Annotated in this window: 16 protein-coding genes and 2 pseudogenes; 7 read left to right on the forward strand and 11 right to left on the reverse strand. The window is 42.5% G+C overall.

The genetic code is table 11. From position 1 onward, the window contains the following. Positions 1-76: 76 nt before the first annotated feature. A complete protein-coding gene (locus tag VFA_RS01620) occupies positions 77-2,629 on the forward strand; it encodes a hypothetical protein (protein ID WP_004724218.1) in 2,553 nt (850 codons plus the stop codon). 305 nt (positions 2,630-2,934) lie between these two features. On the opposite strand, the gene VFA_RS01625 is transcribed toward VFA_RS01620, so the two are convergent. The 4 genes from VFA_RS01625 to VFA_RS01640 are packed head-to-tail and all read right to left on the reverse strand — an operon-like array spanning position 2,935 to position 7,315. Next, on the reverse strand, positions 2,935-3,939 hold the full coding sequence (locus tag VFA_RS01625) for a hypothetical protein (RefSeq protein ID WP_004724219.1): 1,005 nt from the start codon (positions 3,937-3,939) through the stop codon (positions 2,935-2,937). Between the two features lie 11 nt (positions 3,940-3,950). After that, positions 3,951-4,730: a hypothetical protein gene (locus tag VFA_RS01630; RefSeq protein ID WP_004724220.1), complete on the reverse strand. Its 780-nt coding sequence runs from the start codon at positions 4,728-4,730 to the stop codon at positions 3,951-3,953. Positions 4,731-4,740: 10 nt separating this feature from the next. After that, complete coding sequence (locus tag VFA_RS01635) at positions 4,741-6,276, reverse strand: hypothetical protein (protein WP_004724221.1); 1,536 nt, start codon at positions 6,274-6,276, stop codon at positions 4,741-4,743. Continuing rightward, the gene (locus VFA_RS01640) at positions 6,266-7,315 is read right to left on the reverse strand and encodes a helix-turn-helix transcriptional regulator (RefSeq protein WP_004724222.1); all 1,050 of its coding nucleotides are present in this window, start codon (positions 7,313-7,315) and stop codon (positions 6,266-6,268) included. The genes VFA_RS01635 and VFA_RS01640 overlap by 11 nt, the downstream gene beginning before the upstream one ends. A gap of 549 nt (positions 7,316-7,864) precedes the next feature. Between VFA_RS01640 and VFA_RS01645 the strand changes: the two genes are divergently transcribed. From VFA_RS01645 to VFA_RS01655, 3 genes are read left to right on the forward strand one after another with little or no spacing between them, the layout of a single operon-like run. After that, positions 7,865-8,992, forward strand: a complete 1,128-nt coding sequence (locus tag VFA_RS01645) for a hypothetical protein (RefSeq protein ID WP_004724223.1) — start codon at positions 7,865-7,867, stop codon at positions 8,990-8,992. Continuing rightward, positions 8,989-9,453, forward strand: a complete 465-nt coding sequence (locus tag VFA_RS01650) for a three component ABC system middle component (RefSeq protein ID WP_038150688.1) — start codon at positions 8,989-8,991, stop codon at positions 9,451-9,453. The genes VFA_RS01645 and VFA_RS01650 overlap by 4 nt, the downstream gene beginning before the upstream one ends. Further along, entirely contained in the window at positions 9,450-11,474 is a 2,025-nt protein-coding gene (locus tag VFA_RS01655; protein WP_004724224.1) for a DUF3732 domain-containing protein, read from the forward strand. The genes VFA_RS01650 and VFA_RS01655 overlap by 4 nt, the downstream gene beginning before the upstream one ends. Positions 11,475-11,581: 107 nt before the next feature. On the opposite strand, the pseudogene VFA_RS01660 reads toward VFA_RS01655, so the two are convergent. Then, positions 11,582-12,106: pseudogene (locus tag VFA_RS01660) on the reverse strand (tyrosine-type recombinase/integrase); the annotation flags it as partial. Positions 12,107-13,177: 1,071 nt separating this feature from the next. Here VFA_RS01660 and VFA_RS01665 point away from each other — a divergent pair. Then, entirely contained in the window at positions 13,178-15,184 is a 2,007-nt protein-coding gene (locus tag VFA_RS01665; protein ID WP_038150692.1) for an ATP-dependent nuclease, read from the forward strand. 86 nt (positions 15,185-15,270) lie between these two features. Here the strand turns inward: VFA_RS01665 and VFA_RS23075 are convergent. The 4 genes and pseudogenes from VFA_RS23075 to VFA_RS01685 form a co-directional block, all read right to left on the reverse strand. After that, positions 15,271-15,657 (reverse strand): annotated as a pseudogene (locus VFA_RS23075) (tyrosine-type recombinase/integrase); the annotation flags it as partial. Between the two features lie 16 nt (positions 15,658-15,673). Continuing rightward, the gene (locus VFA_RS23080; RefSeq protein WP_157132494.1) at positions 15,674-16,210 is read right to left on the reverse strand and encodes an acyloxyacyl hydrolase; all 537 of its coding nucleotides are present in this window, start codon (positions 16,208-16,210) and stop codon (positions 15,674-15,676) included. Between the two features lie 109 nt (positions 16,211-16,319). Then, positions 16,320-17,675 carry a magnesium transporter gene (mgtE, locus tag VFA_RS01680; RefSeq protein ID WP_004724228.1) on the reverse strand — a complete coding sequence of 452 codons (1,356 nt, stop codon included), beginning with the start codon at positions 17,673-17,675 and terminating at the stop codon, positions 16,320-16,322. A 17-nt stretch (positions 17,676-17,692) separates the two neighbouring features. Continuing rightward, positions 17,693-18,199 (reverse strand): CBS domain-containing protein, encoded by a 507-nt coding sequence (locus VFA_RS01685; protein WP_004724229.1) that lies wholly within the window; start codon positions 18,197-18,199, stop codon positions 17,693-17,695. A 683-nt stretch (positions 18,200-18,882) separates the two neighbouring features. Between VFA_RS01685 and VFA_RS01690 the strand changes: the two genes are divergently transcribed. Then, the gene (locus VFA_RS01690; RefSeq protein ID WP_004724231.1) at positions 18,883-20,649 is read left to right on the forward strand and encodes a lysophospholipid acyltransferase family protein; all 1,767 of its coding nucleotides are present in this window, start codon (positions 18,883-18,885) and stop codon (positions 20,647-20,649) included. 68 nt (positions 20,650-20,717) lie between these two features. On the opposite strand, the gene VFA_RS24265 is transcribed toward VFA_RS01690, so the two are convergent. Together VFA_RS24265 and VFA_RS01695 are read right to left on the reverse strand one after the other, a co-directional pair. Continuing rightward, on the reverse strand, positions 20,718-20,879 hold the full coding sequence (locus VFA_RS24265; protein ID WP_198136101.1) for a DUF1427 family protein: 162 nt from the start codon (positions 20,877-20,879) through the stop codon (positions 20,718-20,720). Positions 20,880-20,898: 19 nt separating this feature from the next. Further along, positions 20,899-21,678 carry a DAPG hydrolase family protein gene (locus tag VFA_RS01695; RefSeq protein ID WP_004724232.1) on the reverse strand — a complete coding sequence of 260 codons (780 nt, stop codon included), beginning with the start codon at positions 21,676-21,678 and terminating at the stop codon, positions 20,899-20,901. 130 nt (positions 21,679-21,808) lie between these two features. Between VFA_RS01695 and VFA_RS01700 the strand changes: the two genes are divergently transcribed. Continuing rightward, positions 21,809-22,705, forward strand: a complete 897-nt coding sequence (locus VFA_RS01700; RefSeq protein WP_004724233.1) for a LysR family transcriptional regulator — start codon at positions 21,809-21,811, stop codon at positions 22,703-22,705. Positions 22,706-22,710 lie beyond the last annotated feature (5 nt).

The raw sequence follows: 22,710 nt of genomic DNA on the forward strand, positions 1-22,710 counted from the left end.
ATGGGTCAAATCATGGTATTTTTATCACTAGTATTCTCAAAGTATTTATTGATGTCGTTAAATAGGTCTGATCTTTATGGGTAAGTTGAGTATTCCAAGTCGTAATGTAAACCAATTTGTGTATGACTTTTCTCGTTATAATTACAGTAATGACAAGGAGGAGACGACTACAATTGAACGCGTAAAAAGGATTACTCAAAATGATCGCTCTGATGATGGAATAAAAGAAATTCAGTTAGAGCTTCTTTGGAATGAACTAACCAAAGAAAAGCGCCAAAAGCCCGCAACACCTACCCAAAGAACTAACAATAACGATAAGCACAAAAATAAAAGTGAGCAGAAAAAGGAACGCAGAGCTCAAAGGAAAAAAGATACTGATGCCAGAAAGCTGCAAAAAAAGGCCAACAACCTAGATAGATCCACTTCACGCACACCGAAAACATTCCAGAGAAAGCCTGAGTCGGCTCAAAAGAGCATGAATAGTTGGTCCAATGCACCATCTTGGAATGAAGTAAAAAAGCGTTCACCGCAGAATCTAGATCCCACGGTTAAAACGAGCCCTACCGACAAGCTTCCTAGTGGTCAGGAAAATCGATTAAAGCAAAGTATTTCTCTATTAAGCGTTACCGACAAACTACTTTCTGAGCTTCAGGCAAAACTTGCCATCTATCAGTTGCAATGCGTTTGGAACTGGTCAGATGGAAGTCGGAAATTGGTTTTACGGCAAACTGGTACCTCTTTGCCTTATGAGACGGTTCAAGGTAAGGATGACAAAGAAAAATTAGAGATACTAAAACGGGCATATAGGCTTTTCACTTTCAAGAGCAACTATACTGGTGAGCAAGAACAAAGGGTCTCTCTGGAGAAACTCGTTAACTTTATGTGGTCTACTCAAATACTGAGATATTCGAGAGACAAGAAGGTATCTCTTCCAAAGAGCATTAAGAAAAAATCTTTTGCATTCACCTCAACGACTTCGCTGCTGCATAAACAACTAAGCTGGAAAAACCTTTCAGCCTTAGAAAAAGCAAATCTGATAATTATGATTCGTTCAAGGATCGGTTTTGCTAAAACAAAAGAACCTCTAGAGGCTGCGTTAGTGCAACCTGACATCTATGAGCAGTTGTTAAAAGAGCGCCCCGAGCTCGCTCCATCGCTTTTATCTTCAGACAATCAAAGTCAATCAGATAAAACGGCAAAGCCAACGAAAGAAACCAGCTCAAGTACAGACAACCAACAAACCTCTAATGTTGGAGATCCCAATAACACATTGAGTACCGACAATGAGTTACCATCGAAAGATCCCTATGGTCCTCATGGACAAACGAAATCGTTAGAGTTACCCAGTGATACAGTCCTCAAAACCAGTGATTCATCAATAGATAACATGTCGGTAAAAGCAAACGCCGAAATCAACGCAACAAAAACAGTTCAGAGCACATTTCGTTGGCCCTCTACAATTGCAAACGAAGCAGATGGTTCACTGCCTGAAAGTCAGTGGCCTCAAATGGGGATGCTCAAAGCAGTGGGATACACAGTAGGTGTATCTGGTTTGGCAGTCTCTTCTCGACTCAAGTTGCTAAAAAACATTTATTGTGAAGAGTTACCATACGTCGACTCAAAGGCATATGTCGCTGAGTGGGGATCCCCAGAAACGGCTACACGACTAAAAAAAATGGCAGAAACACTGGCTGCTCTTGCAAGAAATGCAAAGCGCAAGAGTGCAAACATGGAAGTGGCGATTCGAGATTGGGAGCATGATCTAACTTGGCTTAAAGATGAATACTACTTGAAACACAAATATAGCTGGGTCTGGCCAACTTCAACAAATCAAGATGAGAAACCTCACGTCAAAATTATCAAAAAGGAACCAGTTAAGATCTATCGTTCTTCCCGAGAGTTTTTAACTGAACAGTACACGAATAAAGCGGGTGAGCTTTGCTGTCAGGTTTGCCAGTCGGCCCTACCTTTTAAACTAACTAACGGTGAGTATTTTTGGGAAGAAACATCTATTTCAAAACAACTGGACTCATCACCCTTCTCTGATTTAGTGCTCTGCCCGAACCATAGGGCGATGTATGAGCACGCGAATGAGAGCGAAGCACAGTTGATCGAACAAATAACAGCAGGGAAAGTAAAAGAGCTCTCATTGAAGCTGGCAGGGAAATCAGAAAAGCTTTTCATAACCAGTGATCACTTAAAACAATTACTGCCTGCTGCAGTAAAACTCCAATCAGAGGTTTCTCCATATTCTCAGGTTAGCAAAGGGCTAATGAATGTCAGAAATCTGTACCTATATGAAAGTGATGGGTATTGGCACTTAACGTCTAAGAAACGCGCAATTTTGATATCGCGACCGTCAAAAAATGAAGTAATTGAATGGCTAGAAGGCTTTGATAAATTACGAAAATTCTCTCAACCCTCAAATGTCAAAGAGCAAGAGCCACCTGCAAAAAAGATAAAGATTAAACCTCTAGCTAAGGGGCCTTCAACGATACGCTTTGGTACAACAAAAAAGGTTACGCAAACCAGTTCCTATAAAACGGGCTATAAACTTTGTTCCGTCTGCAATGGAGATGGTGGTGTCAATGGAGGCTGTTGGAAATGCGAAGGATCTGGTTGGATGTAGGATAATAGTCCGCTTGTATGAAAAAGAACAAGAAAACACTTAAAATGAAAATATTACGTCAAGAAGCTGTCGTTTAAACTGCGCTGCTTAGTCTCTCTGATCAAGTCAAATTTTAACATTTTACTCCTTGATAAAAAAAGCAGCAGCCTACAGCTCAACTGAAATTATTACATTACTTACTTTTATCGTCGTAAATATATGGAAAGAGAAGTAATCTAAACATTCGTACTTAAGAGTGATTTAATCATCATTTTAGCTAGTATTAGGGGGATTATCCATGATGCCCCCTATTAAAAATACTACTGTTAAACCAGTTCAGAACTGATCATATAGGTGCTGTTAATATTTGAACAAGCATCGTTTAACAAATTACCTTCCTCATCAAGAATAGCCGTATCTACAAGTACTTTAATTAATTGGGCAAGTTTCACTGTTTTGAAAACTAAAGCTCTCTCACTCTCGCTGAAAACAGAATAATCTGTACCTTTAGATTTGATGATATTTTTTAACGCTGAGCAAGATCTTCGACACTGTGTACGCAAATTAGATAGCGTATCACTGGCTAATTTAGAAACTTCGGATATCCCTTCCAGCTTAGTAATTACAACTCCGCATTCCACCTCAAAGGCATTAGCTTTTTCTAAATTGGATTTGGCATCATTAAGCTTGCTTTCTGCTTTCGCGCTAAGTACCGATCCAAAGATAAGTAGCGCAGGTCCTGCAGCAAGTGTACCCAAGACAACAACTCCACCGGCCATCCCGAATCCACCTGATGCTAACGACCCCCCACCTAGCCAAGCCATCGTAGCATTGGTTGCAGCCGCTCCACTGAGAGACCCAATAGCAGTACCAGTACTAGCAGAGGCTAGCATCATTGTGCCGCTATAAGCGCCAAAAGCTGCCATTCCACCACCTAAAGCACCAGAGCCAATTCCCAAGGCGGCGCCAGATAACATTGAGACTTCATTTCTCATTTCATCCAGTGCATGCTCATCAAAGTCAGAAAGCATCAAGTCTCCTAGCTCTTTATCCGTCGTTAAAGAGACATTCTTCAACTTGCTATATACCTCGACAAAATTACCTAATGTTTTCGTGATTGCATCAAACTTCTTTTGTCCAAGCTCTTCGAGCGAAGAATTACAACAAACTCTTTTCACCTCAACGCTATCTTGGCAGAATGAAACTAAGTCTTCTGCTTTTTCATTCAACTTATTTGCCGAATTGCTATCTGAGGTAGCTTTAACTGCTTTTCCAGCACCATAAAGTCCCGCTAAGCCTGCAACAATAGGTACTATCAATGGTAATGCCATGTGGAAATCTCCTATTCTTTTATCAAATCCAACGCTTCAGACGAAACTCTATTTAACTCGACAACTAGTTCCGTTATCTCGTGTAATGTTTCTTCATCAATCTCGAAGCAAGCCGCGATACTTTTAACTATCATCAGCTCAACTTCAGAAAGTTCGTTGTCTGAATAGGCAATGCCAATTAGCTCAAAAATGATAGATTTCTTTTCGCTAGAAGTAAGGACTAGCCCACTGTTTTTAATAAATTTATTTGAGATACAACTAAAGATGACAGACCTTAGTTCACTGATTTTTAGCGACTCTGATTCTATAGCTTTTTGATCTATAGCTGCTAGGTCGACATCACTTTCTGCCAATGAGAGCATGATTTTTTTCTTTGCATCGGGATCTTGGTATATATGTGTAAAAGCATCGGTCAGATATTTTTCAAAATCACGGATGAAGTACCGTTCTTGCCAATCGGAAAGGCTACTTAACGAATTAGAAAGTAGCCCCATCTCTGCTGCAAACAACTCTAGCATGTACGTTTCTGGTTCACCGATTTGGCACTTCAGGCTTTTCCAGATATCTGCGTTATATCTAGTCGTCATTTGTTCCAATATTTCAGAGTTACTCGGTTTTGAAGAGAACAAACCAGATAGCGAGAATAGACCTGAAGCTACCATTGCATGACCTAAGATTGTTTCACTTTGTTCCGAAGCATAAGCTACAACACCATCAGAGAGAGCCATAACACTAGCGAGCTGCATAAATAGTCGCTTTTGTTCATCTTGCTTTAATAAATTTAAAAACACTTAATTTTCCTTATAATTCAAGAGTATCGTCACCTGACATAAAATCATCGAACTCTGCTTGAGTTTGGAACTGAAGTTCTTTTTCAAGGAGAAGAGCAAACAAATTGATGTCATTACATAGTTGATTTACAGACACATTTGGTTGATTTAACGCTGAAAAGAGCTGCTCTTTTGCATCATTCAATTGAGAAATCTTCTTGCTAAAGATCTCATCTAACCTGTTTTGGTAAACTCCAACCATCTGTTTCGCTGCCAAACACTTGTTTCTAATCAACTCTAATTGTTCCCGTGATTTTTTTGCATCATCCAACGAAGAAAGAAATCCTTGATAAAATAGGTTAGATAAGGTGTAACCTACCATTCCACCTACTAGCCCCCCTAGAATAGGGATTGGTATAGCTAGTTGACCGATAGATGCAAACATGGAGGACGAAAGCATTCCACCCACACTTCCACCTATATTTTGAAGTAATTCAGCTTCCTCAATATCTCCGGACGTATATGACAGTACTGAACTGCCACAAGCTATACATACCGATACAACCAATGCAGGAAGCGCTGTGGCACTAAGTGCCCGTGTATATTCTGAAGATGATTGTTGCAACATGCCCTTCAGAGCTGAACCGGAAAAAGCGCTTACGTAACCAACACCTGCTGATAATGTTGTGTCAATAACGGTATCGATAGCCGCTTCCGATAGCTCTTTATTGCCACTACTTACAGCAATTAAGTTGGTAATCAGCGAAATGGAGCCTCCGATAGCAACACCAAACTTTGCTCCTTCAACACCAGCTTTATGACTAGTACGAACTATATCCTTTGCTGTCATCTTGTTGGGTTCTAAACGATACTGCATCGCTTCGTCTGACGTTAGTTTCGAATCGGAAATCTTCTTCTCTAATTCATTGTAGTTATTAGCTACTTGTTCTTTTTGATCGGCTAGTTGAATATTCCCATTTTCTCTTAACCTATTAGCCTGTTCTCTTAATTTAGTTGCTCGCTCTCTGCAGATATCTTTTGCTCTTTCTACTTGATTCGTTGGTAACTGTAATTCATCTACTTCCAAGTATCTTGAAAGATCATTTTTACCAGACTTGTTGCTACCATCCGCAATTTTATTGAGTAGTGTTCCGAGTTTGTCGTCTCCAACGAACTTCATTTGTGCTGTGGACTCAACTGAGCCGTCTAACAGCTCAACAATATCAACTACAGGATCATTTTTTCCGAAAGAAGGTACATCCTCAGACCTTGAATATCTTGCTTTACTGCCCTCAATAATACTTTGAGCATTCTTTCGGCTAGTTGATGCAATTTCAGCCGAATATCCCGCTTGTTGTTTGAGGTTTTGTTCAACAAATTCGCAGTTAACTTTGGATTGTGAGACCTTTATCAGTGAACGATCAGAAAAAACTCCCGATTCATGATCAACTCCACGAAGTCCTTTAAGAAACTCAGCAGTGGCCGAACCAAACTTAGACACAGTGTCTACGTTACTTAGTCCGATAGCTGTGTTTACTTGATTGCGACGATCCCTTTTATAAGTCATCAGAAATCCCTATATTTTGATTTTCAATGGCGTGATACCTTGAGAGTTGAGATTCAAGACAAGAGACTATTTGATTTTTCAATTCAATCGGGCTTAAAACGGTGATTTCATTGTTCAAACTAAATATCCACCATAGTGTTTCTTTATTATTGGGAACCTTAACCCTCAATCGATATTGCTCAGAGGTACCTTCTATTGTGGTAATTTCTTGGCTATCGTTAATTATATTTTCCTGAAGACTAAAGGCTAGATCGCTAGAAATGTTAGCGACAAGCTCTTGCTGAACTTCATTAGGCTGACTCCAAGACAATGCACCAGATTGAATATAATCATCTAAATTAAAACCATCTGGAATGACCGCAGGAGATTGCAATACAATTGCTTGACGAAATCGACGCAAAGCATAAATAGTTGGGGCGGTGTACCCATGCGCCACAGCAACTAAGTACGAATGCCTTGATTTATTAACAATGCCTAATGGACTTAAAACTAACTCTCTCTCTTCTGATTTTTTTCTACTGTAATATTTAACCGAAACTTGTGTATCCTTCAGTAGAGAGGTAGTTAATGCTTCCCAAATGTCAGCATTAATATATTGAGGGGCATATTGCAGACCATCAGGTACAACCCTAATTTTATCCTGCCATCTGCTGAGTTCGTTTTGTTGCAAAGCACTCAATAGCTTCTTAGACCTATTCGTCTCTCTAGATATTAAGGAAAATGCAGAACTGGGAAGCTGTTGCATCAAAACAGGCTCTGCTAGAGTAAGCGCTAAAGCAGTAACCGTTTCGGTCGACGGTGTAGAGCAAACAAAACCGACATCAAGACTCCATCGATATGGCTTATATGTATCATCAACAACGATAGGAAATAATGATGAGAGCTTATTTAGATCTCGTTGTATCGTTCGTTCTGACGCTTCATAGCCACTTTCTAACAATCTTTCAATTAATGTAGAAGTCGCGATCCTCCCTGGTAGCTTAGGAAGAAGCTGAATTATTTTCAGTTGTCTCAACAAAGGATCTTTAGCTAGTGCCATACGCATACCGCAATTGACTTAAGGATTAATCACACTCTACCACCTAGATGCGACAAATCATGTCGCATCTAGGTGCCAATAGAGATTACTAAAATACGAGCTTGCAGTAAGTTACTGTCTTCACAGTATGCAACAGATGTATTAGGATAGTTTTAGTTGACCGCTGCTGTTACCTATAAACGTTTAATGAAGGCTTAGAGCTCGACACTTAGCTAAAAAACATTGAAGCGCTGGCTTAACCGAGGTTAAGCCAGCTTTGAATTAATTCACCTCTACTTAATTCACTTGAACGCATAATACGATATACATCATTGCTCAGATGACACTTTTCTCATATCCTTCGTAAAGTTTTCATTTTGAATCAACAACAAACACTTCAACCAACAACAAAAAGTGTTAGCTAATCTATCGGAACCAGTTGAAGTGGTTAAACAGATACAGAAAATTGAAGCGGTACATGGGATATTCAAATATAACTCCATAATTTTTATATCTATGAAATACCCACTCTGAACCCGCCCTTCCAAGACCAGCTCTTAAGGAGGAAATATGAGTGACGGTCAAACCAAAAATGCAGCGTTAACAACCGCATTAGCCTTCCACTACCAAGTAATGATTGGCTTGGATAAGTGCTTCTCACTTGATGAGGGACAATCGGTTTGGTTCGAAAAGGACGGTGACGTTAGTCTGATTTCAATAGATGCCTTGACATCTATACAAACCGAAGTGAAAGACTACTCAGCCCCACTCACTGACCACCACGAGAATCTTTGGAAAACAATCAAAAACTGGCTGGCACCAGACTTTGATCATACACAATATGGTGTGTTAATGCTCCATACTACCCAAGCATTTGGCGCATCAACTCGCCTAAAGAACTGGAATGCTGAACCAGTAGAAAAGCGGCTGGAGATTCTAAAAGACATTTTTTCAGAACGCTCCCAAGAACAGCTGAATGCAAAACAACCCTCAGAAATAGTCAAGTTACAAAAAGCAGTAATGACATCTGACAAGACGCTGTTAGAAAACGTGCTCAGTAAAGTCACTTTATATACAGAAGCTGATAATGAGCAAGCTTTAAAGAAGCGGATATTGTCTAAACCGGTAGGTATTCCTAAAAATAACTTGAATAGTTACCTTCATGGGCTTGTCGGTTTTGTATATGCGCAGTCAACGCAGAAATCTTGGAGAATTAAATACGAAGAATTTTCAGCGAAATGCGAAGAGTTAACATCTCTTCTTTGTAAAAAGGAATTCACCTTTCCTGTTTTTTCAGGCTATGAAGCCTCTGACCTAGATGTTGAATCGTACAAAGATAAAGCATTCGTACAAAAAATTTCTGAGATCGAGCATCATGAAATGATACCTGAAGCCGTCGGTAATTGGATTGAATTTCAAAATTCACTACTTGAAGAACTTGATGAATCAGCACTCTATAAAGACAAAACTGTTACTTATCAAAACCAATTGGTTAAAAAATATAAGCTCGCCTACTCAAGTGCACAATTAGAAGCAACGGATGCAATTAGAAGCTCAAAATTGCTTTACAACAGAACCATAGGTGAACACCCGTTAAACATGGGCAATGATATTCCACCAATTGAGTATAAGAATGGTTTATTACATGACGCAATGGATGATGAGAAGCGAAACTTAAAGTGGAAGGTTGAGCCATGAGCAGTATTATCGATGCACTGTACGAATTAAAATACAACCCGTTTGAATATGGGGCCTTCCTCGCTTCGTTTTACACAACTATAGATGAATGTGAAAATAATCTTCTACTCGCCCCTCTGGTAATCCCTCTGTGCAGTCATCCTGTTTTTGGTGAAAAAATTTCACGTGCTGTATTTGGTATTAGAAAGCAAAGCTCTATTTGGTCTATTTTTGATGACAGAACTCAACTCTATGATCTACAAGAACGTATAGACGGATTTCAAGAACTAACTGAGCAATCTATTCACTACTGCTTAATCAATGATTGGCTGTCAATAGATGCACAAAATTTATCCCTCCGCACATGCGATAATTTTGATGTAGCCTTCACCAACAAGAAAAATGCAGAAAAACTAGGGCGGCTATTTAGCGGTCAATCAGTACTCGATATTTACGCGTTTTTGGGAGTAAAACCGCGATGAAAACATTAATTCATGAAATTGGCGTTATTGATAAGCAAGGAAATAAACATCCGGTTAATTTTAAAAAGGGGCTAAATGTCGTTACTGGTAAGTCATCTACAGGTAAAAGTGCCTTAATTGAAATTTTTGACTATTGCTTTGGTAGTGATGAAAATACTATCCCCAAAGGCGTCATTACCACTAGCGCTGCAATTTATTATGTTGTGTTTGCTGTGAACGAACAAAATCTAGTGCTCGCACGAGATCCTGAGATCACAACGAAAGCCTTCTTTCGTCGCATAGAGTCATTCGACTCTAATGATATTAATCACGATTATTTTAATAGTCGCTACTTTCGCCCGTTAGCCGAGTTTAAAAAATATCTAACGAGTTTGTTCTTAGATGTCGATGATGTCGATGAGTCATTAGAAGCCAGGAGCATGCGTGGCAAAAAAGCTGCCACTCCATCTATACGCAGCTTTTCATCGTTTATGCTTCAGCATCAGAACCTTGTTGCCAATAAACATGCTTTGTTTTATCGATTTGATGAAAAAGAAAAACGAGATCAAGCAATTGAACATACAAAAATCTTCTTAGGACTCGTCGACCAAAGGTTTTTTCACTTATCACAAGAAAAAGAACGATTAAACACGGAAGTTAGGCGTTTAGAACGCCAGAAAGAGACAAACAAGCGAACTTCCGAACGCTATGCACAAAACATTGGTCCAGTATTGAGCCTATTGTACGCGTCAATGGGCTTTAAAGAACAACCGCTACCACTGGAAAAAATACTCTTACACCCACAAGATGCCAAAGATCAGCTTGATCGCATCATTGTACCAGAAAGAATTAATCATAATTCAGATGCAGCAACCCTACACTACAACAATCTCAAACAAACTCGTAACAACACAACAGCAGAGCTAAGAAAATTACATCGCCAAGCAGCCTCAATTAAAAAGCATATCCAAGAAGAAGAACGTTTTGTTGAAAACGTGAAGAAGTTTAGCTCACCTAAACACGTTCACATATCCGCTTCTGTCTGTCCATTTTGTCATACGGAACATAACACTCTTCAACAAAGTGCAGAAAAGTTGCAGCAAGCGATAACCAAGGTATCAGGTAACCTTGCACAAGCCCGTCCTATGAAAGCAAAGTTTGAATCGTCATTAGTCGATGTGAAACGTAATATTGAAACTGTAGGTAAGACATTAACCGAATTAAACCAGCAAATAGATAAAATTGAAAAATCAGAAAAGCAGCTTGCTGAACAGAAAAGCCTTTATGAAAATATTCTGATGCAGAAAGCTACGTTATTTTCTCATCTTGATTCCCTCAACATGGCTGATGACTTGAACCTTGAAAAAGAAATTAAAGAGATACGTAAGCAGCTACTAACTATCACTAGTGATCTAAAAAAATACAACGTTCAACGAGGATTAGAAAACGCCTCAGCTAAAGTAAACGAATATATGGCTGATATTGGCCGTCATTTCGAGTTTGAATCGAGCTATAAACCGATCAATCTTCATTTTTCATTCGAAACGTTCGACCTGTATCATTTGACGCCTAAAAAAGAAAGAATCTACTTGAGATCAATGGGAAGTGGTGCAAACTGGCTGTACTGTCATGTAACGCTATTTTTAGCACTGCATAAATATTTTGTTGAACTAGGTAATAAATGTGCTATCCCGTCAATACTGTTTTTTGACCAACCAACTCAAGTCTACTTTCCTAACTTCAGTCGTGACAACTCAGAATCTTTTGAGGAGCAAAAAGAACAGGAAACGAGACAGAGGACCAAAAAAGAAAGACCTGTCGACGAAGATATCAAAGCAGTTGAAAACCTGTTCAGTCAAATATCCATTTATTGCAATGAACTTGAGTTGAAATATGGGTTTAGCCCACAGATCATCTTAACGGATCACGCAGATAATTTAACGCTGTCTAACGGTGTTTCATTTAACTCTTTAGTAAACAGCAACAGATGGCGCTCTAGAGGATTGATTGAGCCAGTGCCAACAACAGCGGAAATTATCTAACGGGCCACTTTACCAATTGGTGTGTACTCACTTCTGTAAACAATTAGCATCTACAAAGTGACGGGAACCTTGTGGTTCCCGTCACTTTATTTTTTTATTCAAAATAGCTAAGCATATTTCGACGCAGACAACGGCACTACATTGGCAACCGTCAGAGATTGCAACTTCTCGCCCCAAGCTTGCAGTACCACTAACTGCTCTTCAAGGTAATCGTGATGGTTGTATACCTGCAACATGCCTGGTAGCTGGTGGCCAACAGTCTTTTCAATCGCCACAATATCTAACCCCATTTCACTGCAACGACTGATAAAGGTGCGGCGCAGATCGTGTGGTGAGAAACACTCAAAATCATCCGGTAAATTACGTTTGATTAGCGCGCGTACTGCTGCGGGTTCTTGAACCTTATCAACCAAAAGCTGAGGCCAAACAAGCTTCCATTTGCTTGGTACGCTCTCATGTTGATCTTTAAGAGGTCGCTGCAGGTAATCGCTTAATGATACTTTCCGACTTTCCTGGCTCTTGGTGCGGTATACCTCTGAACTGGCAGGTAGCAACCATATCTTCTCTTGCAAATCTACTTCACTCCAGCGCATTTCAAGCACGGCACTAATACGTTGCCTAAACCCAATCATTAGGTAACGCCCCCTCTTACACCGAGTTTTGCCTAAAAAACATAAAGCCTCTTATCAAAGAGTAAGACGAGATGGTATTGGCTGTTGGACTCACACGCCTAACCCAAACATAGCGAATGACCGTTTGATGATATTGGAGAGGTCTGTGCTTAAACACAACTCATTGGGTCTCATGACTTTAAGGAATGAAAGAAATGATGGAACACTTCAGAGCAATCGCCATCGAAATTGCTTTGGAAGTGTAAATCTAGGTGCGCGACAGTAAGTCTGGAGTATTGTAATGTGATCTAGCCGAGATTTTTCTTAAATCACTCTGATTTTGAAAGAACAACTCTATTGGTTTTATCCTGATGTACCACCAAATGTACCAATAGATAATATTCAAACCATTTAATTAATTACTTAACAATAAGTTACAGGATAAAGTTGAGTCTGGGAGGGCCACCAAATTCTAGAAGGCTCGTAGAGAAATCTACGGGCCTTTGTCTTTTCTGACCCGGTCGATATTCAGTCCCTTTTCTCTAAACAATGGCTACTTCCGGTAAGCTCTAGTTCATTCAGTCAGTAGAAACACGCATGTCTTCACCACAGCGATGTATTTCCTAATTCAGAGTGATATCTACCATCAACCCCCCTTTCTCATCTGTACAGCGCGAATCTGGCATGAATCTGAGTTAAGAGTTGAGTCAGTCGAATGGGATGGAATGACCATCGACGACGACGGCAAACCGGACGGAAAACCTAAATAGGAAATTTATATTAGGGTTCGTGTCCAGCTCGGTATCTAGCCAAAATCAAAGCTAAAGACCGGACCGACGACGCCGTCGCGATAATTACAGAAACGACATCATGCAGGAAGTTAGGCAAGATAAGCCTTAGAGAGAGATTTCCGAGCCAGTCTGGTGTGACCGACTCTGCGATCTAGGATTTTGATTGGGGTTGGTGTACGGGGAAGTGAGTGGATTGTTGAAAAGTGACTGTTCTCTTTATCTAAATGGTAATTTGAGCGATAAATAAACTGTACTTTGTGATAACATCTTACCAAATTAGATGAAGTGCAATTTGATCAGCATGGTTACAATAGAAAAAATCGAGATAAAAAACTTTCGTTCTTTTGGTAATAGGAAGGGAGACACAACAAACTTAGATAAGTTAAGCTCGTTAAACATTCTTTCTGGCTCAAACGATTCTGGAAAATCCAATATTATTAGAGCATTAAATCTTTTCTTTAATGGTCATACAGATATAGATAATTTTTTTGATTTCCAGAGGGATTTCTTCAAGAAAGAAATGTCCGATGACGAAAATGATATAAATGAGAAAGTTGTTACGGTAAAAATTTTTTTCAGAAATGAGAAAAACCAAAATAAAAATAAACAACATCCTACAAAAGTATTCTTACCAGAAAGGTTCTTTGTCAGTAAACGGTGGACGAAAGCATCTTCTTATAGCCTATCAGACTTGCGATCAAATATAGAAACATCGTTCAGGCATGAAAAAGGAGATATATTCGAGCACTTCAAGGATGGTACCACTAATGCTATAAAGTCTACGACCAAAGCTAGTTTACAAAAGCAACTTACAGAATTTCTCGCACAAATACAGTTTCATTATGTACCAGCAATTAAAGATAAACAGTATTTTTCTAAGCTTTATGGTGAACTCCAGCATACTCTTTGGAAAACAAAAACATCTAAAATAGACCGAAAAAAGAATGATTTCCAAAAAGAAATACAAAGTGAAACTGCTAAAATAATGCAGGATTTTCAATCCACTCTTGGAAATATGCACTCAAATTACCAGCCAGTATTCCAGCTACCTTCTGATTTAGTCGATTTATTTAAAACATTACAAGTTCAAACTGGAAATGTTGAGTTATCACAGCGAGGAGATGGTGTACAAGCGAAGCTAATACCAGAAATTTTGCACTATATAGCTCTAAAAGAGCGTAGTTACACAAGCCGAACTGTTAGAAGTGATGTTCAGTCGAAGAAATACTTTATATGGGGATTTGAAGAGCCTGAAAACTCATATGAATATAAAAATGCGCAAATACTAGCTGATAGGTTTAAAGATATTTTTTCTCAAAGTGCTCAGATATTTATCACTACTCACTCTTTTAATTTTTTAGCAATGAAAGGGGATAATATTTCAAAGTATAGAGTTTGGCACAATCCTGAATTGTCTTCATCAAAAATAAATAGAATCGAGCCTTCAAGAGAAAATAATTCAGAAAAAGAGACGTTAGAACTTTCAGACATCTATAAACTAAATGATGACTTGGGTGTTTTTACATTAAATGAGAAACTTCTTCAAATATACAAGGACATTGAAAAAGTAAAGAGCATTCTAGAAGAAAAAGCATCAAGAATTAAACAGCATAAATCATACCTACTTGTTGAAGATCAACTTGATCAAATATATAAAGTCGCATGGCTTATACTTAACGACATCCCTATTAATATTGACACCTTAGATGAAGACTTTGAAACGAACTGTTCTTTCGAAATACATGGTCTAGGTGGAGCAGGGGCTCTAGGTGGGTTTCTTAGAAGTAAAAACACAGCGATTCATAAAGATGCTAGAGTTGTTGGATTATTTGATTTTGACAAAGAAGGTTCAGAAAACTTCCATAATCTTAAAAAGGACAGTTTTTGGCCTAAAGAAGTCTTAGGTTCCAAAGAATCAGGCATTTATAGGAAACGTAGCGACCATCCATACTTTTATGCGATGCTTTTACCTATACCAAACAGATTAAATCAACTAGCAGATTTACAGCATGCAAATTTTTCTAGTTACATCGAGATAGAAAATTTACTACCAAATGAATTCTTGCTTCAAGGAAATTTTGTCGATGAAAAAATAATTGTAGGAGTCAAATACCAAAAAATAAAGGATACTGTTAAGTCAAAACTATGGAAAAAAGCAGCAATCTTAAGTAAGGAAGATTTTAAAGACTTCGAACCTCTATTTAATACCTTTAATCAATTAGTTAGTAGTGATGAAGTTAATAAAGAACTCAACTTAATAACGGAAGAAAATGTCAGAAATCATGAAGATAATAAAGTTTCTCTCTAAATAAGTAGTCAGTTAACTGCTGGTGTATAATGAATAACTTGAATACTGATGTACAAAAAATCAGCGAATATGAAACCCACTGTTTTCTATTTATTGATGATTACTAACGTCCCGACTAGCTCAGCCACATTAGCGCTTACCTCCCTCAGCCTACTCGAAGCCAAATGAGCATACCTCGAGCTGGTCTGTGGCGACTGATGTCCCAACAAATGCTGAACATCATAGAGCGTCGCATTACCTGAGTTGATCAGAATCGATGCGACGCTGTGCCTCAAATCATGAATACGGAAGTTGTCTGTCATCCCGGCAGCTTTCTTGATTCGAGCAAATGCCTCCTTTGGATAAGCGAGAGGTCTATCGGGTGCATCTCCGGCAAAGATATAGGGGTTCTTCGGTTGTTGAAATCTTCATTGAGCTTGGATGACATATTTCTCTAGATAGTTGAGTCGCAGCGTTTTCGATTTTCCCGATTTAAATCGCCCACTTTCCTCACCAAAAATAACGGAAGTTGAGCAGCAGCGAATTCATGCCTGCGTTTTTCGAGTAAATACCACCGTTAGAATAGTGAAGATAGGTGAGCATCAGTGCGCCGACATCATAGCGCAGGCCGAGGGTTAGCCGATCTTCGAACTGGATGTTGCCTCCCATATCGCGATCGCTGAACACAGACTTGCTGATGTAACTCAGCCCAATGCCAGCTTCTAGCAGCGGCTTGCCACCAGCAAACTGCGATGAAAACTGGTAAGAAAACACGGGCGAAAGCGCGACCATGCGCAGGTCCTCATCCTCATCGAGCGACCACTGATTCAACGATAAGTCCAAGTAGGCAGAGAGGTGCCCCGCCTCACTCTCCCACCATTGTGCATCGAGATGGCGTTGAATCCCGATCCGCACCAGCAACTCATCATCAAAAGACGTTCCAACGCCCAGAGTTGCACTGTCGAACCCAAATTGGCAGTCAGCGGCAGCCGAAAAGCAAAGCGAGACACCCACAATCAATGGCTTCCAAAAGCAGACATTCATCATGTATATCTTCATTGTTATTGATAAATACAATTTTAGTTCGCAATGTCGATTTTGGCATGCCTGCCGACAATCACTTGAAAAAATACCCGCATCACTGCGGGCATCATGGTTAAACCACCGGCGGAAAATCCAACACCATGGTGGCGACACTGAAATAAACAATGACGCCAATGGAGTCGGCAATGGTGGTGATCAGCGGTGCACTGGCCGATGCCGGATCAAGGTTCATTTTATTGAGCACAAACGGCAACAACATCCCAACCACCGACCCGATGATCACCACGATTTGCATTGTCAGCGCTACGACTAATGCAATGTCGCCCCCGCTACGCCACCAACCCAGCAAGGAGACCGCAGCCGCCATGGTTGCACCAAGCAGCGCCGAGATCGCCAGTTCCTTACCGACCATCTTGGCCCAATCTTTGGCGACCACTTCACCCGTCGCCAGTGCACGCACCATCAACGTGGCCGACTGCGATCCCGCGTTACCACCACTGTCGATCAACAATGGCAGAAAGAACACCAGCGCCACGTAGGTTTGAATCGTATCTTCGAAATAGGCAATCCCCGCGCCGGAAAAGAGGTTCCCAAACACCAGCAGCACCAACCAAAACACCCGTTTGCGATACATCAAGCCGATGCTGGCATCTTTAAGGCTGCCGGTAAAATTCACCGCCGCCGTTTTATGAAAGCTGCGATCCGCCTGCGCTTCTGCCACATCCATCGCGTCGTCATACGTCACGATCCCCACCAACCGATTGCGGTTGTCCAATACCGGCAACGCCAACAGATCGTATTTACTGATCGCCTGCGCCGCGAGCGCTTCTTCATCATGCGCGCGCACAAAGATCATCACCTTGGTCATGATCGTCGCCACTTTGATGCTCGGTTCGGCTAGTACCAACTCTCGCAAAGAGATGATGCCGAGCAGCCCTTGCTCCTCATCTAGCACGTACGCTTGATAGATGGTTTCACTCTCATGTGCGCACAGTTTGAGGTGAGCCAACGCCTCTTCGACAGTCAGATCACGTGTTAAGGTGGCAAAATCTGTGGTCATCACAGCGCCAATTGTGCCTTGCGGATAGGCCGACAGAATCTCGATGTTTTCGCGATCCGCCGCGTTCATCAAGCGCAGCACCTGCTGCTGAATGTCTTGTGGCAACAACGCCAACAGATCAACCCGCTCATCAGGGGCCATTTGATGCGCCATGGCCGCCAATTCTGCCATCGTCATACGTTGTGCGATATCCACCTGCATGGTCAGCGGCAGATAGCTGAACAATTCGGCTCGGGAATCTGGCGTCAGTAACTGTAAAATGTCTTTCAGTTCGGCCTGCGAAACGTGTTGCGTGTCTAACAGATGGACCAATGTTTCTGCACAGTCGGCCTTGGGATTGCGCGCAATGAATTGATTCAATTGCATTTTGTCGGCATGGCGCAGCAGCGCCATCATTTCATGAATCATGCTGAGTTCTCCTAGCCTTAGCGCCAAAAATGAGTCAAACGAAACCAGTGAGAACGGACTTTGCCTGCCAGTTCATAGGGCGAGAGTTGCAAACGCTGGCGAATGATGCCGATAGCCGCGCGGCTTTCCAGCACACCAATAACGCGGCGCTCGTCATCCAGCACCGGCAGCATGGACCATGGGCTTTGGCGCAAACGCAACGCAGCCTGATAGGCGGGCGCAAAGGGGGAAACCCAGTGCTGCGCGCCTTGGGCCAGCGCAACAATAGGCAATGTCGGCTCCGCTACCGCCAACGCCGACAGCGGAACCAGCCCCAAATAAGTGCCCTCGTCCGAGGTGACGATCACGGCATCGATCAATTGACCGACAATGTGCAAACTGCGCAGCATGTGAATGACATGATGCACTTTCAGATCGTCCCCGACGCAAAAGCAGTCTTGGGTGAGATGATCGCGAACCCGGTTAAAACCGGACATACGCAGCACCACGCGGTGCTGACGCTCAAAGATGGGTGTAACAGTCATAGCTCTCTCCTGAGATTTGCTCAGGACAAAGAAACCTTAACGCACCGCAGCGCCCACGCGAGATGACGTGCGAGTTTGCTGCGTGATCCCAACAGTTCTTCTCGGCATGCAAGCCGTCGCGCCCGATAACACGCGCGCAAACAACGTTGCCAAACCCGAGATGGTTTGGTCAGGACACTGGAATGTTCGAAAACGGATGAGAGAATCTGCATCTGCCAGCGGTGATGATCACCAGGCACATGCATAAGCAGAAGGCTGGTGAACTAGAAACCGCGTGGCATTTTCGTTAAACCGAAAAGACCATACTGTGATATTCGACTACTCGATGAGTCCATAGGTTTCTGTTGTTCCTCGAAAAATTAAACGATGGTCAGCGCAAAACGCGCTGTGCTCAATAAGCGAGCGGGATGCTAAATCTGGCGTAAAATCTTGTCAACGATTGCACAACATGCGTGAACATTTTTAACCCTGCGCTGACAAACCGTCGCAAACGCTGACACACCTCATCCAGCATTCATTCAGCCGCGAAATATTAGCCTAAAGCAAACGCCTCAAGCCTGCTGCCGCTTTTACCCATCGTCACCAAATTGCAATCGAAACGCCATCAAAGCCTCATCCAATCGCAGCGGTTCTGACACACTCGCGTTCTAGCATGACGATAAAACACGGATCGTGAGGACGTTATGCTTTCCACCAGCCCTTTTAAATTGCCGCGCAAAACCCCGTTTGGCCTGGGTGAACACATCGCCGAATGGGCGACCGGTTTACACCAACTGAATAAATTTTACGCTCAGCGCCCAGCCGGGTGCGATACGGCGCAGTTTCTGCGTTTCACGCTCGAAGTGTTGGGCATTGATTACCAAGTGGTCAAAGGCGCACTCGGCCAAGTGCCGCAAACAGGCGCGACCGTGGTGGTGGCAAACCATCCTCTGGGTTGCGTGGAAGGGGTGATTTTGGCTGAACTGCTGCTGACTCGCCGCACCGACATCAAGATCCTCGCCAATCACTACCTTAAAACCGTCCCCGAGCTCGATGAACTGTTTATCGGCGTCGATGTATTTGAAACCCGTCAAGCGCACAAAGCCAATTTGCTGGCGCTGCGTCAGGCGCATAAACATCTGGAACAAGGCGGTTTATTGCTGATGTTCCCCGCAGGCGAAGTGTCGCAATTGGTCGACAGCAAACAGCGCCGTTTAGAAGACAAAGAGTGGAGCCAGTCGGTCAGCCGCTTGATCAAAAAACATAAGGCCAAATCGGTGCCGGTGTATATTGATGGTCAGAATTCCAAACGCTTTTACATGGCCGGGAAAATCCACCCGCTGCTGCGCACGCTGATGCTGGGGCGCGAACTGCTGAATAAAAAACAGCACTGTATCGACATCGCGATCGGCGAAACCATTCACTACAAAGAAGTAAACGATCTGTGCGATCAGCAACTGGTCAACTACCTGCGCCTAAACACCTATTTGCTGCACAACCCTGCCACCATTACGCGTAACAAAACCGCGCAAGACAGCTCGCTGGTACCGATTGAGGCGCGCCTGCCGCTAGACGATCTGCGCCAAGACATCGCGCGTCTGTCATTTTCGGATCACCTGCTGCGTCACAACGAATTGGATGTCTACTGCACGCGTGCCGAGAACATTCCCGCTATCTTGCATGAAATTGGCCGCGTGCGAGAACGCAACTTTCGCCAAGTCGGCGAAGGCACCGGCTTATCGCTGGATATTGATGAGTTCGACCGCGACTATCTGCACCTGTTTATCTGGGATCGTGACCAAGAGCTGCTGGTCGGCGCGTATCGCTTAGGGTTGGTTGATGAACTGCTGGCAAGTCGCGGCCTTGATGGCCTCTACTCCAGCACTCTGTTTCAATACGACCCGCGCTTTTTGCATAACATGGGCAAAGCGATTGAGATGGGTCGCTCGGTGATTGATGAGGCGTACCAAAAAAGCATGGCGCCCCTGCTGCTGCTGTGGAAAGGCATCGCCACTTATGTACAACGTCATCCGGACTACACGCACCTGTTTGGCCCGGTGAGTATCAGCAGCGACTACAGCGATCAAGCGCGTCGCCTGCTGGCCGACACCATGACGCTGCATTATTACGACCAAGCACAGGCCGAACTGGTGGAGGCAACCAATCCGCTCCCAGTCGGCCAAAACCTGTGGAATGCCAGCCTGCTGACGTCGCTCGCCGACCTGCAACTGCTGTCGCGCGTGATTGCGCGCATTGATGAGGGCAAAGGCATTCCGGTGCTGCTGCGCCAATACCTTGGCCTCAATGGCAAACTGGTCAGCTTCAACATCGACCCCGATTTTAACGACGCGCTCGATGGGTTAATTGTGGTCGATTTACGTCACGTGCCACAGCGTACGCTCGCCCGATATATGGGCAGTGACGAAGCGCAGCACTACCTTGATCATCACGCCCAGTCACCGGACGTTTAACGACATAAATCCCCCTGCCTTGTATCGGCGGGGGGATTTATAATTTTACGGACAGTAAAATATGATGATTAAAAATAAGTACTTTTGATATAAATAAATACCTGTTCTCCTATCACCATCCCTAGGAGACCAATTAATGCGATCACGGGAGGAGCGGGTGATTTTACGTGAATCACACCATAGATTACGCCAACCAATAATCCAGCCAGCAATGACATAAAATACATCATCGTTCACCCCATATCACAATTAATTAAATTTATCTTTTTCTTCTAAATAAACCAGCGGTAATATTTTTGCCAGATTGCTGTATTCTTTCACATTATGAAATGTTAATCCTTTGGCGGCATCGAGCGGAATAACGACATCCTGCGGTATTTTTCTGACCACTTTTTTATTTTCGATATTATAGCCAAACCAAAATCGAGAACGTAATTCGATGCCAGTTCCTTTATTGCGAAAGGTATGACACATCATGGTGTCATTGAGGTTCGCACAGATGATCGACACACCATGCTGTTCCATCAAAGCCACATCAAAGCCCATCTCTTCGGGCGATTGGAAATGAATCGCCAGCTCTTCCGCGCCCAAACCGATGTCTTCATTCACACGATGCGTCACGCCCCAAATGCGTTCTTTGATGGGAATGTCTGGATTGGTCAATTGCTCGACTTTATCGGTCACCAAACCAAAGTGGTCATCAGGATCCCAAATTTTATAACGCAGCGGATTCAACCCATGCCACACAAACCACCATTGAAACATCTCTTTACTCACATTTGGCATGAGCGTGATGTTCGACGCATACGCGGTGCCATCTGGCATTGAGCAATAGCCGACTTCAGATGCGAGATAGCCCGGTTTGCACAGCTCATTTCTCGCTTCAATCGGTAATGCATTGCGGCTATCCATCGGCCCTTTCTTTATTTCATCAAGCAGATCTTGTGGCTGCTCAGCCATCGTCATGAAAAAATATTTAGAATAGGATTCTTGCATTTCTTCTGGTGAAAGTTCTTTTAATTGACTCATACTGACTCCTAATAAAATACATCAGTGCATCTGATGGAAGTAAGATTAATCAGCCGAAGACTCAATGTACAATAACCATTCACAATGGTATTATTGGAAAAACTTATGCACCCCGGGAAATAAAATTGTTATGAACATTAAACAGCTTGAGTATTTTCTTTCCGTCGCTCAATTAAAGAGTTTCACCAAAACTGCTGAACAATTTTTTATTTCCCAAACCGCAATCAGTCAGCAAATTAAAGCACTTGAACATGAATTAGGGGTCACGTTACTTCATCGAAATAATAGAATCGTCGAACTGACTGCAGCGGGAGAGGTGTTTTATTCCGATGCAAAGAACATCATCAATAATATTCATGCCAGCAAAGAACGCGTGGCAAATGCTGCCATGGGGATTCAAGGCTCACTCAATGTCGGATTTTTGCCGATGCATGGGGATACCCTGTTGGCGGACATTCTCGGTGATTTTTATAAAAAGAACCCGTTAATCGAAATCAACATTGCCGACGACAACATCACCCAGCTCTACAAGGCGTTATTTGATGGGCAGTTGGATGTCATCTTCACCATCGACTATGAGTTAGAAAACTATCCCAGCATTGATTATCTCAATCTGCCGCCAATCCCGCTGTATGCAGTGGTCAATAAAACGCATCGCCTCTCTAATCTCAAAAGCTTACCGATCGACTTGTTGTCAGAGGAAGCGTTCATTGTGATCAGCTACAGCAATAATCTACCTTATGGCGTCGATCGGCTGATCAAGATCTGTGATTCCGGCCAGTTTGTGCCCAAAATCAAGCACAAAGTGCCCTCGTTTGAAGCCGCGTTGGTCATGGTCGAAGCCGGGTTGGGCGTCGCCGTATTGCCCAACTACAACCGCCATCATCACACCAACGTGGTTTATATCCCCATCGAGCAGTGCCAAGAGCATGTGAAGCCCATCGTGGCGTGGAATACCGAGTCACTCAATCCGACCTTGAACCTCTTTTTACGCCAGCTCAAATCAACGATCTCGATGTTGGCATAGACCGC

This window comes from Vibrio furnissii CIP 102972 (genome assembly GCF_000176175.1).
In the GTDB taxonomy this organism is placed as follows: Bacteria; Pseudomonadota; Gammaproteobacteria; order Enterobacterales; family Vibrionaceae; genus Vibrio; species Vibrio furnissii.